The sequence below is a fragment of the Neorhizobium sp. BT27B genome (assembly GCF_050455485.1).
GTDB lineage: Bacteria > Pseudomonadota > Alphaproteobacteria > Rhizobiales > Rhizobiaceae > Neorhizobium.
Genome location: NZ_JBCIYT010000003.1, coordinates 399,989 through 416,015, shown reverse-complemented (window position 1 = coordinate 416,015; position 16,027 = coordinate 399,989). Strand labels below are relative to the sequence as shown.

Here is a 16,027-nt window from a genome sequence, read left to right as displayed (position 1 = left end):
TTGCCAGACACCAAATTCAGCGCCGTTCCGCCAGAAAACCTTCGGCCATCAGGCGAAATGCTTCGATCGCCTTCGGTAGCACCGTTTTCGGATCATCGCTGGCCGCCACCCAGAGGGCAGCGTTGAGCGCCGCACCACAGAGAAGACGGCCGGCGGCTTCGGTGTCGCAGGGTTTCAGCCGGCCCGCTGCGTGGAGTTTTCGCACCGCCTGCATGGTTTCCTGAAGGCAGCTGTTCTGGCTGGGCCAGAGCGACGGATCGCCAAGCACGGCCGGGCCGTCAAGCAGCACGATGCGTTGCACTTCCGGGTCGAGCGCCATCTCGATATAGGCGGCCGCCTGTTGTTGCAGGCCCTCCCACAGATCCGCTGACTGCGCACCGATCGCCTCGGCGCGCGTCGCCATCTCGCCGTCGATCTGGTTGACCACAGCGGCAAGCAGGCCGCGCTTGTCGCCGAAATTGGAATAGAGCGCGCCGCGTGTCAGGCCCGCATCGGCTGTCAACTCATCCATCGAGGCGGCGGAAAACCCCTTTTCCGCAAAGGCTTTGCGTCCCGCCGCGATCAGTTTCGCGCGGTTTTCTTCCATTGTTTCGGCACGGGTTCTTGCCATCACAGACCTCGAGTTTCACATACGGTACGTATTTAAATTTGACATACGGCGAGTATGTCACTAGATAAATATACGCACCGTATATGAAATTGCAAACGCGACGTGACGTGCCGGCAGCACGAAGCGTGCGGTGCCCCGCAAAACCAAGCGAAACCAACACAAGGTGAAACTGATGACAAAACGCGAAGCAGTCTTTCCCGAGGGCCGGCATGCCCTTTATGAGAAACACGAATATTCGGCAGCGGTGCGCTCTGGCGAGCTTCTGTTCGTCTCCGGACAGGTGGGCAGCCGCACCGATGGCACGCCGGAACCGGATTTCGAGGCGCAGGTACGGCTCGCCTTCCAGAACCTGATCGCGGTGCTGAAGGCCGCCGGCGCGACGCTGGATGACGTGATCGACGTCACCTCGTTCCACACCGATCCGCAGGCGCAACTCGATACCGTCTTGAAGGTCAAATCAGAGATGTTCGACGAAAAGCCCTACCCGACATGGACGGCGATCGGCGTCAATTGGCTGGCCGGTTTCGATTTCGAAATCAAGGTGATTGCCCGAATTCCGTAACGGAAGGTGATCGAGACCAATCCGGCCGCGTGCGGACGCGGCCGGGATGATGATTGTCAATGACTGGCGCCGGCCATGGCCTGCAAGGTGCGTGTCACCTGAGCGTGGTCATAAGGTTTTGAGAAGAATTTTCCGTCGACCGGCATTTCGACCTCGCTGACATGGACATGGCCCGATGTCAGGATGATCTTGATCGGCGGCCAGCGGTCGCGCACGGCGGCGGCGAGCAGCAGACCGTCCATACTGCCCGGCATGTCGATATCGGTAAAAATCACCCTTATGTCGCTGCGACATTCGAGGATCTTGATCGCCTCGTCGGCATTGGCAGCCTCGACCGCCTCGAAACCGGCATCTTCCACCAGATCCACCGCCATCATGCGCAGGAGTGGTTCGTCTTCCACGACAAGGATCGTGGTTTTTGCGAACATCTGTGATTGGCCCATTATCAGCCTGCTTCCTGCAAATGCGACAGTGACGCGCGCATGATTACCATGATTCCCGGTGGCTCATAACGGATGTCGACGCCACCGGTTCCCAACAATCCCATGCGAATAAGACGCGATCCGAAACCGCGGCGCTCCGGCTCAACGACCGGAGGGCCTCCCGTTTCCTGCCAGGTAAAGGTCAGCTGTGTGTTTTCGGCTGGCCCGCTGATCTCCCAACGCGCAGTCACCTGCCCTGTTCCATTCGACAGACCGCCATATTTTACCGCATTGGTGGCAAGCTCGTGCAGGAGCAGCATGACCGACTGCGTCGCCTTCGGCCCGAGAAAGATGTTTGGGCCGGAAAGTTCCGAGCGCTCCAGCATGCCGAGCCGCTCCAGCGTGTCGGACACGAGGTGGCGGATCGAAGCCCCCGTCCAGTTCTGGTGGATGAGCACGTCATGGGCGGAACTGAGCGCCTGCAGGCGTTTTTCAAAGGATTCTATCGGGCCGCGATCGCCGATCGTTTTCAGCGTCTGGGTGGCGATGGCCTGCACCACGGATAGCGTATTCTTCAGACGATGGCTGAGTTCGCGGTTGAGGATATCCTGATCCTCCTCGGCAAACACACGGCCGATCGCCGCCTGCAGCCGGTCGCCGACACTGCGGACGAAATCGATCTCCTCGCGCCGCCAGGTATGCGGCTGATCGTAATGCACGAAAACGACGAGGTTGAAGCGTCCCTTGTCGAAAATCGGCACGTTGACCAACACGCGGATGCCGATATCGAGCAGGCTTTGGAAATGATCGCGGGTGCGCCGATCGGTGGTCACGTCGCCGATCAGCACGGTTTCGCCGCGCAAAAGATCCTCGATGAAGGAGCCGTAATCCCGAAAATGATGCAGGCCCTCCAGCGTTGCGACGCCGGGGGCGCGCCAGTCGCGATGCATCATCACCGTTTCCGCCTCGGCATCGACCATGCCGAAACCGGCGCGGGTGGCGCCCAGCGCCTGCGCCATCAGCTCGGCCGCATCGAAGGCTGCCTGCTGCACGTCGACAGTATCGCGCAACGCATCGCCAAGCCGGATCAGCGCCTGCATGCGGGCTTGGGCATTGCGCTGCTCGGTGACGTCCTGCAACGTGCCGACCATGCGCACGGCACGACCTTCGGCATCGCGGTGAAAGGCCGCGCGGCGGGAAATCCAGCGGATGCCCTCGTCCGGCGTGCGGATACGGTAGGAGGCTTCCAGCGAAGCGGTGCCATCCGTACGCGAGCTGTCGGCGGACGGAAGATGACGGTCCTCGGGCAGAATGAAATCGTAGATGATATTGGCCGGATATTCGTCCTGCACCGGCAGGCGAAAAATGCGGCAGCCTTCGGCCGAGATTTTCATCGTGCCGGTCGTCACATCGATATCGAACGTGCCGATGCCACCGGCTTCCTGCGCCGCAATGCTGCTGGCGGCAATGGCGCGCACTTCCGAACTGATGCGTTTCTGACGGCGAAAAAGATCGTCCTTGCGGCTGGAATTGCGGCGCATTTCGAGAAGCGCCACCACCTGCCGGGCCAGCGCCGAAAGCGACCGCTTCTGCGTCAGGCTGAGGCCCTGCGGCCGCGGCTCGGTATCGATGACGCAGAGCGTGCCGATCGTCACACCATCGGGCGAGATCAGCGGTGCACCGGCATAAAAGCGGATATGCGGCGGCTGGGTAACAAGCGTGTTTTCGCTTGTGCGCGGATCGATAGTCAGGTCGGGAATGATCAGCAGATCCGGGCTCTGCAGCGCGTGCGAGCAGACCGACTGGCTTATGGGCGTTTCGGGCAGATCGAAACCGATACGCGCCTTGAACCATTGCCGTTCGGTTTCCACCAGGCTGACCAGTGAAACCGGCGTCTGACATATTTCCGAGGCAAGCAGGACGACGTCGTCGAACTCCGGCTCAGGCGGCGTATCCATGATGTCGTAGACGGCGAGCGCTTCCAGGCGTCGGGTATCGTCACGCTCAGATGTCACCGTTTACTCAACCTTTTGTCGGACTGTCTGCCAGTCGCCAACATGGCGCAAACTGCTAAAAAAGCAATATGCGCCATGTCGAACCGACACTTACTCGGCTGCCTGAAGCGGACGTTCCTTCGGGGCATTGGCGGCGCGGCCATGGGCGAGCGCCAGCTCGTCATGCAGGCGCTGCGCTTCCTGCGCATGCGGCTTGCCGAAGCGGGCGAGCAGCAGGTAGGCGACCGGGGTGATATAGAGGGTGACCAAGGTCGCCATGCCGAGACCACCGACGATGACCCAGCCGAGCGCGATACGGGCTTCAGCACCCGCACCTTGCGCCAGCACCAGCGGCACACCACCGAGGACGGCGGCAATCATCGTCATCATCACCGGGCGCAGACGAATGCTGCAGGCCTTTTCGATCGCCTCGCGGCAGGAGGCGCCGGCATCGCGCAGATGGTTGGCGAACTCGACGATCAGAATGCCGTTCTTGGCCATCACCCCGATCAGAAGCACGAGGCCGATCTGGCTGTAGACATTGAGGCTGGAACCGGTCAGCACCAGCGCGAAGACGGCGCAGGCCAAACCGAGCGGTACGGTCGACATGATGATGATCGACGACAATACGCTCTCGAACTGCGCCGCCAGAACCAGAAAGATGATCGCGATAGCAAAGCCGAAAGTGAGCGCCATGCCGGACGAATTTTCCTGCAGGGTGGCGGCTTCGGCAAGCGGGATCAGGCGCGAACCCTGCGGCATCAGCGGTTCGGCCAGCTGGGTGGCGACCTGAACGGCCTGACCGAGCGAGACGCCATCTTTCAGACCAGCGGAGAAGGACACGGCGGCCAGCTGCTGTTCGCGGCGCAGCGATGGCGACACGGCCCGCTCTTCCAGCGTGGCGACCGTGGACATCGGCACCATGCGGCCGTCCTTGGTCTTCAGAAAGATGTTTTCCAGATCGGTCGGATCGTCGATCGGTCGCGTGGTCGACTTCAGCTTGACCGGGATCGCCTCGCCATCGACGAACACATCCACCACCGAGCGGCCTTCGAGCAGCGACTGGATGGAGGTGCCGAGCGCCTTGATGTCGATACCGAGGTCGGATGCACGCTCGCGATTGACGGTAACGAAAATCTGCGCCTGATTGGGTTCATCATTGAGGCGCGGCGTGTCGAAGAGATTGGTCTGGCGCAGCGCCTCGACCAGCTTGATCGACGCTTCCGTCAGCTGTTCGTGATTGGTGCCGACCATCGCCATCTGCAGGCCGTTGCCGGCCCCGCGGATGCGCAGGCTGTTCTGCTGGATGGCATTACCGCGCAGCGCCGGAACCGAGGAAACGGCAGCGTTGATGTCCTTGACGATATCCGACTGCGTACGGTGACGCTCACTCCATGGCGCCAAAGTCAGCACCATAAAACCGCTATTGGATGCGCCGCCCTGCCCCGAGATGGAAAAAATGTTCTGGATCTCGCCACTGTCACGCAGCGGCTGCAGCTTTTCTTCGATCAGTTGCAGCTTGTCGCGTGTGTATTCGAGGCTGACGCCTTCCGGTGCAGTGGCGCGCAGCATGACCATGGCGCGGTCTTCCTGCGGCGTCAATTCGCTCTGCACCCGGCCGAACATCGTATAGGCGGCACCGGCGATGATCAGGCCGACGATGATGACCGCAAGCGGTGCGTTGAGGCAGGCCCGCAGCGTGGTGGCATACAGTTTCGCCAGCGCTGCCCCGAACCGTCCGAGCATGCCGTGATCCTCGCGCATCGGCTTGGTCAGCATGCGCGACGCCATCATCGGGCACAGCGTCAGCGCCGTCACCGAGGACAGACCGACGGCAAAGGCCAGCACGAAACCGAATTCGCGGAACAGACCGCCCATCTGGCCGGGCAGGAAGGACAGCGGAATAAATACGGCGGCAAGCGTGGCGGTCGTCGCCAGAACGGCAAAGAAGACTTCCTGCGTGCCTAGAACGGCCGCAGCGCGCGGCCCCATGCCTTCGGCGCGCCGACGCACGATGTTTTCCAGAACCACGATTGCATCGTCCACCACCAGACCGGTGGCGAGAACGATGGCGAGCAGCGTCAGGATGTTGATGGAAAAACCGACCATGTAGATCGCCACCAGCGTGCCGATCAGGGCGACCGGGATGGTCAGCGCCGGGATCAGCGTCGCCTTCCAGTCGCGCAGGAAGATGAAGATGACGATCACGACAATCAGGCTGGAGAGGCCGAGCGCGATCTCCACCTCGTGCAGCGCGCCCTCAATGAACACGGCGTCATCGCTGGTAATGGCGATACGCGTGCCTTCCGGCAGGTTCGGCTGCAGCGCCGCGACGGCCGCCTTGACGCCTTCGGAAATGCTGAGCGTGTTCGACTGCGCCTGACGCAGCACACCGAGACCGATGCCCGGCACGCCGTTGGAGCGCAGCGCCGTGGTGCCGTCATCCGGGCCGAGCATGACTGTTGCAACATCACGCAGGCGCACATTGTCGCCGATCAGGATGTTTTCAAAGTCTTCCGGCTTGGTGAGATTGGCGGTGGCACGGACGATGATGTCCTGCGTCGAGGATTCCAGCGATCCTGCCGGCACATCCATGGCGGCGGTCGAAAGTGCTGCGGACAGATCGGCGATTGTCAGACCACGGCCGGCAAGCGCCTCCTGATCGACGTCAACGCGAAAAACCTTCTCCTGATCGCCGTAAAGTTCGACGTCAGCGACGCCATCGACGGCGGCCAGACGGTCGGAAATCTCGTTTTCGACCAGCAGCGTCAGGTCTTCCATCGACAGCGTCGTAGAGGTGACGGCAAGGCGCATGATCGGCTGGCTGTCACTGTCTGCCTTGATGATGCGCGGCTCGTCGGCATCCTCAGGCAGCTGGTTGGTGACGCGGCCGAGCGCATCGCGCACATCGTTGGCGGCAACCGCGAGATCGGCGGTGTCGCTGAATTCGAGCGTCACCCGGCTCTGGCCGAAATCGGAGATCGAGGAAATGGATTTGAGACCGCTGACGCGGGCAACCGCGCCTTCGATAATGTCGGTTACTTCCTGATCCATCGTCTGGGCAGACGCACCGTCATAGGTGGTGCGCACGCTGATGACCGGCTGATCGACATCCGGCAGTTCGCGCACTTCGATGCCGACAAGGGCGGCAAGGCCGGCAACCACCAGCAGCGTGTTCAGGACCGCGGCAAGAACCGGGCGGCGCACGAACAATGCGGTAAAGGTCTTTTGGCTATCGGCGCTCTTGTCGTGGCCGGACTTGTTTTCCGTCTCGTCGTGATTGCTCATCGGCTGGCGACCTCCGGCGGCTTTTCACCGGCAATGCGGACATTGCCGTTTTCGCGGACACGCTGCAGGCCTTCGGTGGCGACGAGATCGCCTTCCTTCACGTCACCGGCAATCAGAATGGCATCAGGATTGCGCTGGATGATGCGCACACGTGCCTTGACCGACTTCTTTTCGACAATCTGCCAGACGAACGAACCCTTGCTGTCCCACTGGACGGCGAGCGGATCGACCGTCGCATAGGTCTCGCCGGGGAAGCGCATGGTGACACCAAACGACATGCCGGCGCGCAGCAGATCGTCTTCATTTTCGATCTTGGCGCGGATGCGGATCGTACGGCTGGCGGGATCGACGCGGTTATCGACCGCCTCGACCGAGCCCTCGAAGACGCGGCCCGGACGCGAGGCGGACGTCGCCTCGACCGGCATGCCAACCTTGACCTGCACGGCAAAACGTTCCGGCGCCCAGAAATCCACCAGCAGCTGCTGACGGTTATCCAGCTGCACGACATTGCTGGCAGTGGTGACGTTATCGCCGATATTGACCGCGACGATGCCGACAATGCCGTCGATCGGGGCGAGGACGGAACGGCGTTTCAGCGCCAGCTCGGCATTGGTGACGGCCAGCTGGGCAGTCTCCTTGGCGATCTGCGCATCGAGAACGTCTAAGCGGGAAAAGCTTTTCAGGGCCGAATAGCTCTCGGCCTTTTCGCGGGCGCTGCGCAGCAGGACCTGTGCCTGATCGCGCAAAATGATCTGTTCGTCGTCGTCAAGCTGGGCAAGCACCTGGCCCTTCTTGACCATGTCGCCGGACTTGACGTGGATCTCGTTGATCGTGCCGGATGCCTGCGGCATGACGATGACCGACTGGATGGCCTCGCCGCTGCCGATCGCCGAAAGCTGATCGTTGACAATACCCTTGCCGACCGGGCGGGTGGCGACGAGAACGGCCTGCTGGCCGCCGCCGGCACGCGGTGTTGCGGATCCAGCGGCACCACCGGCCGATGGTTCTGCGGAAACCGGTTCTATGGCGGCGGGGTTGATCTTTGCCACCACGCTTTCGGGAACGCCCATCGAGACCAGCGTACGGCCGGCATCTGCCGACAACCAGGCCCACAGACAGAGGCCCGCAAGCAACAGTGCCACCGAGGTCAGGAGCTGGTTTCCGATCCGCATGCATTCCTCCGGCATTCAACTTGATTGGGTGAAGTATCTTCGTTTCGGCCTATTTGCGCAATGCTTGGCGAGACACCTTACCGATTTGTAACCTACGGGAATTTCACGCATATGTCAGATGCGAATGCCTTGGGCAGTTGCGATGATTTGCTGTGCATAGTGCCCGCCATAGGGCTGCCCGTTTCCGCCTTTACTGTGGCTACACCTGAAAAAGTCCACAGCGGACATGCGCAAATGGAATGAAACCAGAACATCTTTTCTGGCCTTTCGGTTCCGAATCACTACATTGGCCCCCATGAGCAACAGTTTCGATGATATTCCGTTCTTCGACGAAGAGCCGGAACCCCGCCGCCCCCAGAGCCGCGGCGCTTCAGCGCCTGTGCCGGCCGAACCGGCCCCGGCAGGCGGCGGACTTGGCCCAAGCGGTCTGGGCCCAAGCGGTCTGGGCATTGCTGCGCGTGCGATGGCAGCGCGCGGCCAGAGCCGTCCTGCCCCGGATTATCTCTCCGGCCTCAACCCGGAACAGCGCGAAGCGGTGGAAACAACCGATGGTCCGGTTCTGGTTCTTGCCGGCGCCGGCACCGGCAAGACCCGCGTGCTGACCACCCGCATCGCCCACATTCTCGAAACGGGCAAAGCCTGGCCCAGCCAGATCCTTGCGGTGACCTTCACCAACAAGGCGGCGCGCGAGATGAAGGAACGTATCGGCGTTCTGGTCGGCGGTGCCGTCGAGGGCATGCCTTGGCTCGGCACGTTTCACTCGATCGGCGTGAAACTTTTGCGCCGTCATGCGGAACTGGTGGGCCTGCGCTCAGATTTCACCATTCTCGATACGGACGACGTGGTACGGCTGATCAAGCAGCTGATCCAGGCCGAGGGTCTGGACGACAAGCGCTGGCCGGCCAAACAGTTTGCCGGCATGATCGACGGCTGGAAGAACAAGGGCTTGTTGCCGCCGGATATCCCGGAAGGTGATGCCCGCGCTTTTGCCAATGGCAAGGGCCGCGAACTCTATGCCGCTTATCAGGCGCGGCTGCGCACGCTCAACGCCTGCGATTTCGGCGACCTTCTGCTACATCCGATCGCGCTGTTTCGCAAGGCGCCGGATCTCCTGAAGGAATATCACGAGCGGTTCCGCTATATTCTGGTGGACGAGTATCAGGACACCAACACCGCCCAGTATATGTGGCTGCGGCTGCTCGCGCAGCGCCCCAAGGGCGTGCCGCAGAATGTCTGCTGCGTCGGTGACGACGACCAGTCGATCTATGGCTGGCGCGGTGCCGAAGTGGACAACATCCTCCGCTTCGAAAAGGATTTTCTCGGCGCCAAGGTGATCAAGCTGGAGCGCAATTATCGCTCCACAGAGCATATTCTGGGTGCCGCCGGCCATCTGATCGCCCACAATGAGGGGCGACTGGGCAAAACCCTGTTCACCGACCGCAGCGACCCGAACGATGAAAAGGTTCAGGTGCATGCCGCCTGGGACAGTGAGGAAGAAGCCCGCGCCGTCGGCGAGGAAATCGAGCGCCTTCAACGCGGCGACGGCCATGACGGCAAGAAACATGCGCTGAACGACATGGCGATCCTCGTGCGCGCCTCCTTCCAGATGCGCGAGTTCGAAGACCGGTTTGTCACGCTCGGCCTGAATTACCGCGTCATCGGCGGCCCGCGATTCTACGAGCGTCTCGAAGTGCGCGATGCGATGGCTTACTTTCGCCTCGTCTGCCAGCCGGCCGACGATCTCGCCTTCGAGCGGATCGTCAACACGCCGAAACGCGGCCTTGGCGACACCACCATCCGCAACCTGCATGATTATGCCCGCGCCCGCGACATTCCGATGCTGGCAGCCGCCACCGACATGATCGAGACGGATGAGCTGAAGCCGAAAGCCCGCAAGGCGCTGTTCGACGTCATCCAGAGTTTCAAGAACTGGCAGGAGCGGCTGGAAAACGCGCCGCATACCGAACTTGCCGAACAGATTTTGGAAGAGTCGGGTTACACCGACATGTGGAAAAACGACAAATCGGCGGAAGCGCCAGGGCGTCTGGAAAACCTGAAGGAACTGGTCCGCTCGATGGAGCAGTTCGAGAGCATGCGCGGTTTCCTCGAACACGTGTCGCTGGTGATGGACGCCGAAACCAACGAAAACCTCGATGCCGTGTCGATCATGACCCTGCACTCGGCAAAGGGTCTGGAATTCGACACCGTGTTCCTGCCCGGCTGGGAAGAAGGCCTGTTTCCGCACCAGCGCGCGCTGGACGAAGGAGGCCGCTCGGGGCTGGAGGAAGAACGCCGCCTCGCCTATGTAGGCCTGACGCGCGCCAAACACCGCTGCCATCTGTGGTTCGTCTCAAACCGACGCATCCACGGCCTGTGGCAATCGACGCTACCGTCGCGTTTCCTCGACGAACTGCCGCCGGCGCATGTCGACGTCGCCGAACCTTCGGATTCGAGTTACGGCGGCTATGGCGGGCGTGGCGGATACGGCCAGTCGCGCTTCGACAAGGCCGAACCGTTCGCCAATTCCTATTCGACGCCCGGCTGGAAACGCGCGCAGGCCAACAAGACCGACGCCACCCGCGACAACTGGGGCTCGCGCTCCGGTCACGCGGTGGAACGCATCGGTTACGGCGAAAGTGGCCCGCGCGGCCGCACGATCGACGGCGAACTGGTGGCGAAATCTGTCTCCGCCACGCCATCGAAATTTTTCGTCGGCGACCGGGTTTTCCATATCAAGTTCGGCAATGGCAATGTGTCGGCCGTGGAAGGCAACAAGCTGACGATCGAGTTCGACCGCGCCGGTGAAAAGCGTGTGCTGGACGGGTTTGTCGAGCGGGTGAAAACCTGATCTGAAAAGGGAAGTCGGGCATGCGTCTCTGGGTGATGTCCGACCTGCATCTCGAATTTTCCGCGCTACCGCTGCCGCTGACGATACCGGAGGCGGATGTCTGCGTGGTGGCTGGCGATGTGCTGACCAAGGGCGTGGTGCCTAGCCTTGAATGGATCACCCAAAATATAGCACCGCACATGCCGGTGGTGTTCGTGGCCGGCAATCATGAATTTTACGACGCCACCTTCGGCGAAAGCATTCTGGCTGGCAAGGCATATGCCGCCACCGTCGAGAACCTGTTTTATCTCGATGGCGAAACGATCGAGATCAGCGGTGTGCTGTTTGTTGGCGGCACTTTGTGGACGGATTTCAACCTGAACGGCTGGCAGGACAGCGCCATAGAAGACGCCAAAAGCCGCATGAACGATTATCGCAGGATCAGGCTGTCGAAAAAACCATTCAGCAAATTCCTGCCCTTTCAGAGCGTGCACAAGCACCGCCTTGACCGCACCGCCATCGAAGCAGCAACGACCGCCGAACGGAACGCCCCGCTGGCCGTCGTTACCCACCACGCACCCAGCGAACGATCACTACCGACAGCGGACCGCGGCACGCTGAGTGCCGCCGCCTATGCTTCAGATCTCACCGACCTGATTGCAGTCGGAAAGCCGGATCTGTGGATCCACGGCCACATCCATCACCACAGCGACTACATGATCGGCGACACCCGCGTGCTGGCCTACCCGCGCGGTTATCCGGGCGAAGAGACATTTGCCAATTTCGATCCGGCCTTTGTGGTGGAGGTGTAAAACCTCTACCTCACCCCCTGCCGGCGCAGAAACGCATCAACATCGGCGGTATAGATACCCGGCGTGCCAAGCCGTGCATTGATATCGCCGTGCCGCAGCGCCACAGGCAGGACTTCCGCCTTCGGGCCGGCCTTCTGCGCAAAGGCGCGGGCCTGATCGCAGGAGACGCGGCGCAGGCTGGAGCAGACAAGCAGAACCGGTGGTATGCTCCCGGCCTTATTCATCTGGGCCAGCGGTGAGGTCTTCTCCCAGAAAGCGGGGTCCTTGCCGAAAGCGCGGTCGAACAGGCGGGCGTGGCCGGCACGCATCAACGCTGTCACATCATAGGCGCCGCTGTCGAGTGCCACCGTGGCACGCCACGGCTTTACCCCTGCCGCAGCCTGAAGGTCCGGATCGGCGGTGACCAGCATGGCGACATGGGCGCCGGCCGAATGCCCCATCAGGACGATTTTTCGGCGATCACCGCCCCATGACACGGCTTTGTCCTGCACGAAGGCAAGGGCTGCCGCCACATCCTGCGCCTGCTGCAGTGGATCGGCCTTCGGCAGGAGCCTCGTTTCGACGGAGATAAAAATCACGCCCTTGGGCAGCCAGTGCGCCACCTTGTTGTCGACTACATTGGCGGCCGATTTCGATCCGAGCGCCCAGGCGCCGCCATGCACCATGACGATGACCGGCGCATCGCTGGGCAATCTGTCCGGCCGGTAGAGATCAAGACGCTGCTCCGCCGCCGGGCCATAGGCGATATCATGCTGGATGCGCACGCCCTCCGGCAGCCGGGTCGCTTCACTGACCGGCCCACCGCGACGGCGATCGGCATTGGCGGCCTCGAGTGCCGTGGCGCAACCGGCAGACAGGGAAGCGTGGTGTTCCCGAAGACAAGCGGCGATAGCTCCGCCGCCGGGACGCATGCCACGGCAGAACTGTCGATAATCGGCACGGCAGGCGGACGCTACGCCGAACGATCTTTCTGCCTGCGCCGAGACGCCGCCCGCAGCAAACAGGCTGACTGTGACCGCAAGGGCGGCGGCGGAAATGATGCGGCGCCGGCCGGTCAGGGACAAACGGCGTAGCGCAGAGCGCCAAGCGGCGCGGTATTCGAGGAACGGCAGAAACGGCATTTATCAGGGCTTTCCGGTCGCATTCGAAGTGGCTTGATTTGGGCGTGACGGATAATCGCGACCATGCAAGGCAATCGTCAAGTGCGCTTTTCATCCTGTTACAAAATGCAAACATCTGCATGCCTGAAAACGCAAAACGCCACCCTCTCGGGCGGCGCTTTCATCTGTCGGCGCCTGGTTTCAGGCGTCGTTATTGCCGCGGAACAGGTCGACCAGCGTCTTGCCGGAGGACGTGCCGCGACCGGGGCGCTTGCCGTTCCATTCATCGACGATCACCATATGGGTGACTTCGCCGCGGCGGAAGGCGGCCAGGAATTTGTCGTACTGGGCAAAGGCAACGCAGCCATGGCTGTCGCCACGGGTACGAAGCAGGTAGCTGTGGGCGAGAAGACCTGTACGGTTGAGTGGGTTCTTGCCATCGACGGGGTTCAGACGGATGGCGGCAACGCCGTGGAAAAGCGATTCGCGCATCGACAGCCTGTAGGTTCCGGCGGGCGTCGGGCCCTTCATCTTCACATGCGTCATCTTGGGGTCGTCACGCAGCTTGCCGATGCCGGAATGGGCTTCGAGCTTGCTGCCATCCGGCATGTACACGGTGGCGTTGGTGATGTCGTAGACCGCAACCTTAGTGCCGATGCCCGGCCAGTTGGGCGCCGAACGCGACGGAGCAGACGGTGCCGTCTGACGCATCGGATTATCGGGCTTGGCGTAGGCGAGAACCGTGTCGGGCTTTTCGTCACGCGCCGGCTTCTGCGGCGAAACGCGAGCGATGGCATCGAGACCGCTGCGCGGTGTGGCATTCTCGGTCGTCGGCTTGGCAGCGGCAACCACTTTTGCTGTTTCCGGACGGCCAAACGGCATCGGGCCATTTTTCGGCAGGGCATCGGCTAGAGCAAGCTCAGTCGACTTGGCAGGCGCAACCGGTTCGGCGGAAGCAAGCTCGACGGCCTCGACTTCAACAGGTTCGATAGTGTTCAGCTCGGCAACGGTGGTGGCCGGCGTGACATCCTGAAAGACATCCGGCATTTCGCCGCGCGGCGCGACGGCAACGATATTTTCCATGGCCGGCATCAGCGCATTGCGAATTGCATCGGCATCCGGCCGGGCAGCCATCAAGGCGGCGAACTGGCGTTCGTCGTCGGCAGACTTCGCCTTCTGTGCCGCCTTCGCCAGTGCGGCATCGAGACCGCCACGCACAGCATCATCGTGCGGACGCAGAGCCGCCATCACCGAGGCTTCGGCGCCTTCGAGGCGGCCCGCCTTCGGATCGACCGTTGTCGGGATCCGCGAAAATTTGGAAACATTGATCAGGCGCTGCGGATCGGCCTGTGCGGACAGCAGATGGTTCTGCTCGACCGGCACCGGCGAGGCGACACGCATGGACAGAACTGTCTGGAATTTTGGCTGCGGGGTCAGACCCGTCGTGCCGGCCATCTTGCCGACCGACAGAACCGCCGCGCCGACCCAGACGCCGCCGAGCAGCGTTGCGCCGAGAATGACGGTACCGAGGAAAGCGGCTTTTGATTTGCCCTTGCCAGCCTTGGCCTTGTGGCCAGCTTTTTTGCCGGCGGGGCGCTCATAAGGATTTTCGAAACTGTCTATCGTCAGCGCCATACTGGTTACCCGAACACTCTACGCAAACCGGGGGCGCGACCGAACGCTGCGCCACCGAAATCGGGTGAAACGCATGGCTGGAGACTCAAAGCCCCAGAACCATCGATCACCGGTTGACGAAGAGAATGCCGAATTATGGTAACCAAAATGTTGACGCCGCCCCTGATTTCGATCCCCGACCCGTATTCGACCGCGCTAATACAGTCGATTACGGACGAAAATTTAGCCAAAATGCGGCGCTGGAGCGGCAGATCATGATTAACGAGCCGCTCCCCAGGCCCACTAACCGTCTGTCCGCAGAACGTTCCGCCGCTCCATGAAGAACCATGGGCGCAGACGCACGCCGATGACATTGCCCGCAAAGGCTGCCACGGCCCAAAGGTAGCCGTGAAGGCTGCCGGATGCAATGCCTGAAAAATAGGCGCCGATATTGCAGCCATACGCAATGCGCGCGCCATAACCGAGCAGCAGACCACCAGCGACGGCCGCAAAGATCGAGCGCAGTGGAATGTCCAGGCTCGGCGCAAATTTACCGGCAAGCGCCGCCGCCAGCATGGCGCCAGCGATGATGCCAAAGTCCATGACCGAGGTGACATCGGCGAACACGCTCTGCGCCAGCGCCTTGGCATTGCCCGGCTGCTGCCAGTGCGGCCACGAGGCCACGTCGATACCGATCAGCTGCGCGCCCTTGGCGCCCCAGAGCGCGAAGGCCGAGGTGACGCCCCATGGACGACCGGCGATGGCAAGCGTTGCGAAATTGAGGATGACAAGCGCAATCGCACCGAACACCAGCGGCCAGGGACCGCGCAGATAACGCGCAAAACCGTGCCGCGGCGAAGGCGGCGCCTGTTCGAGCGCGCCATTGCGCTTCTTTTCGACGAAGACGGTGATGGCCGCGATCGCGCCAAAAATGGCAAGCGAGACGGCAATGCCACCGGCAGCACCAAAAGTCTGGAACAAAGCCGTCGGTGGCAGCGACGGCAGGGAGGCCCACCAGCCGGTATGCATCGTGCCGATCAGCGAACCGACGATGAAGAAAAACAGCGTCACCAGCATGCGGGCATTGCCGCCGCCGGCGGTAAACAGCGTGCCGGAGGCACAACCGCCACCCAACTGCATGCCGATGCCGAACATGAAGGCGCCAGCGATGACGCCGAGACCGGCAGGAGAAATGTTCCCACGCACTTCATTGCCGAACAGCGTGCCGCTGGCAAGGAAGGGAAAAAACAGGATGACGGCGAGCGCCAGCAGGATCATCTGCACGCGCAGGCCGCGCCCCCTGCCCTCGGCGATGAACACGCGCCAGGCGGAGGTGAAGCCGAAAGCGGCATGATACAGCGAAATGCCGAGTGCGCCGCCGACGAGAAACAGCGCGCCCTGCGCCGGGCCGTAAGTGGCGCCGAGTGCCAGCGTGCCGGCAACGAGGACGAGAAGTGCGCCGATGCCGGGCGCGCCAAGTGGCAGACCCGCGCGCGGTTCGGCGGGGGAAACGGATAAGGACATATAAAAACTCCTGAAACTGGAGTGGTTATAGGGTGGACGGCAAACGCTTTCGAGGCAAGATTTTCGGCAAGATTGACGCGAATGGGATTCATCTTGCTTCGA

11 protein-coding genes are annotated in these 16,027 nt (G+C 61.9%); 3 read left to right on the top strand and 8 right to left on the bottom strand.

The genetic code is table 11. The features are described 5' to 3' along the window. Positions 1-16 precede the first annotated feature (16 nt). Entirely contained in the window at positions 17-610 is a 594-nt protein-coding gene (locus AAIH70_RS10670; protein WP_132272210.1) for a TetR/AcrR family transcriptional regulator, read from the bottom strand. 172 nt (positions 611-782) lie between these two features. Here AAIH70_RS10670 and AAIH70_RS10665 point away from each other — a divergent pair, with 172 nt between their 5' ends. Continuing rightward, the gene (locus AAIH70_RS10665; protein ID WP_132272209.1) at positions 783-1,172 is read left to right on the top strand and encodes a RidA family protein; all 390 of its coding nucleotides are present in this window, start codon (positions 783-785) and stop codon (positions 1,170-1,172) included. 56 nt (positions 1,173-1,228) lie between these two features. Here AAIH70_RS10665 and AAIH70_RS10660 read toward each other — a convergent pair whose 3' ends face one another. The 4 genes from AAIH70_RS10660 to AAIH70_RS10645 all read right to left on the bottom strand — a co-directional run bounded on the left by AAIH70_RS10660 (position 1,229) and on the right by AAIH70_RS10645 (position 8,048). Further along, positions 1,229-1,615, bottom strand: coding sequence for a response regulator (locus tag AAIH70_RS10660; RefSeq protein ID WP_245519041.1), 387 nt, complete (start codon positions 1,613-1,615; stop codon positions 1,229-1,231). Between the two features lie 2 nt (positions 1,616-1,617). Beyond that, complete coding sequence (locus AAIH70_RS10655) at positions 1,618-3,609, bottom strand: GAF domain-containing protein (RefSeq protein WP_430034009.1); 1,992 nt, start codon at positions 3,607-3,609, stop codon at positions 1,618-1,620. 90 nt (positions 3,610-3,699) lie between these two features. After that, complete coding sequence (locus AAIH70_RS10650; protein ID WP_132272207.1) at positions 3,700-6,876, bottom strand: efflux RND transporter permease subunit; 3,177 nt, start codon at positions 6,874-6,876, stop codon at positions 3,700-3,702. Further along, the gene (locus AAIH70_RS10645) at positions 6,873-8,048 is read right to left on the bottom strand and encodes an efflux RND transporter periplasmic adaptor subunit (protein WP_430034007.1); all 1,176 of its coding nucleotides are present in this window, start codon (positions 8,046-8,048) and stop codon (positions 6,873-6,875) included. The genes AAIH70_RS10650 and AAIH70_RS10645 overlap by 4 nt, the downstream gene beginning before the upstream one ends. Before the next feature lie 295 nt (positions 8,049-8,343). On the opposite strand from AAIH70_RS10645, the gene AAIH70_RS10640 reads away from it, so the two are divergent. Both AAIH70_RS10640 and AAIH70_RS10635 read left to right on the top strand, forming a co-directional pair. After that, entirely contained in the window at positions 8,344-10,896 is a 2,553-nt protein-coding gene (locus tag AAIH70_RS10640; protein WP_132272205.1) for an ATP-dependent helicase, read from the top strand. Positions 10,897-10,916: 20 nt separating this feature from the next. After that, positions 10,917-11,687, top strand: a complete 771-nt coding sequence (locus AAIH70_RS10635) for a metallophosphoesterase (protein ID WP_132272204.1) — start codon at positions 10,917-10,919, stop codon at positions 11,685-11,687. A gap of 5 nt (positions 11,688-11,692) precedes the next feature. Here AAIH70_RS10635 and AAIH70_RS10630 read toward each other — a convergent pair whose 3' ends face one another. From AAIH70_RS10630 to AAIH70_RS10620, 3 genes are all read right to left on the bottom strand, one after another. Further along, positions 11,693-12,808 (bottom strand): alpha/beta hydrolase, encoded by a 1,116-nt coding sequence (locus tag AAIH70_RS10630; protein ID WP_207908219.1) that lies wholly within the window; start codon positions 12,806-12,808, stop codon positions 11,693-11,695. A gap of 180 nt (positions 12,809-12,988) precedes the next feature. Next, on the bottom strand, positions 12,989-14,422 hold the full coding sequence (locus AAIH70_RS10625) for a DUF2778 domain-containing protein (RefSeq protein ID WP_132272203.1): 1,434 nt from the start codon (positions 14,420-14,422) through the stop codon (positions 12,989-12,991). Positions 14,423-14,704: 282 nt separating this feature from the next. Beyond that, positions 14,705-15,925, bottom strand: coding sequence for a YeeE/YedE family protein (locus tag AAIH70_RS10620; RefSeq protein ID WP_132272202.1), 1,221 nt, complete (start codon positions 15,923-15,925; stop codon positions 14,705-14,707). Positions 15,926-16,027: the final 102 nt, after the last annotated feature.

Excerpts from the sequence above, each read along its gene's own strand:
- AAIH70_RS10670 (WP_132272210.1), bottom strand. The coding sequence starts at position 610 with ATGGCAAGAACCCGTGCCGAAACAATGGAAGAAAACCGCGCGAAACTG.
- AAIH70_RS10665 (WP_132272209.1), top strand. The coding sequence starts at position 783 with ATGACAAAACGCGAAGCAGTCTTTCCCGAGGGCCGGCATGCCCTTTAT.
- AAIH70_RS10660 (WP_245519041.1), bottom strand. The coding sequence starts at position 1,615 with ATGGGCCAATCACAGATGTTCGCAAAAACCACGATCCTTGTCGTGGAA.
- AAIH70_RS10650 (WP_132272207.1), bottom strand. The coding sequence starts at position 6,876 with ATGAGCAATCACGACGAGACGGAAAACAAGTCCGGCCACGACAAGAGC.
- AAIH70_RS10645 (WP_430034007.1), bottom strand. The coding sequence starts at position 8,048 with ATGCGGATCGGAAACCAGCTCCTGACCTCGGTGGCACTGTTGCTTGCG.
- AAIH70_RS10640 (WP_132272205.1), top strand. The coding sequence starts at position 8,344 with ATGAGCAACAGTTTCGATGATATTCCGTTCTTCGACGAAGAGCCGGAA.
- AAIH70_RS10635 (WP_132272204.1), top strand. The coding sequence starts at position 10,917 with ATGCGTCTCTGGGTGATGTCCGACCTGCATCTCGAATTTTCCGCGCTA.
- AAIH70_RS10630 (WP_207908219.1), bottom strand. The coding sequence starts at position 12,808 with ATGCCGTTTCTGCCGTTCCTCGAATACCGCGCCGCTTGGCGCTCTGCG.
- AAIH70_RS10625 (WP_132272203.1), bottom strand. The coding sequence starts at position 14,422 with ATGGCGCTGACGATAGACAGTTTCGAAAATCCTTATGAGCGCCCCGCC.
- AAIH70_RS10620 (WP_132272202.1), bottom strand. The coding sequence starts at position 15,925 with ATGTCCTTATCCGTTTCCCCCGCCGAACCGCGCGCGGGTCTGCCACTT.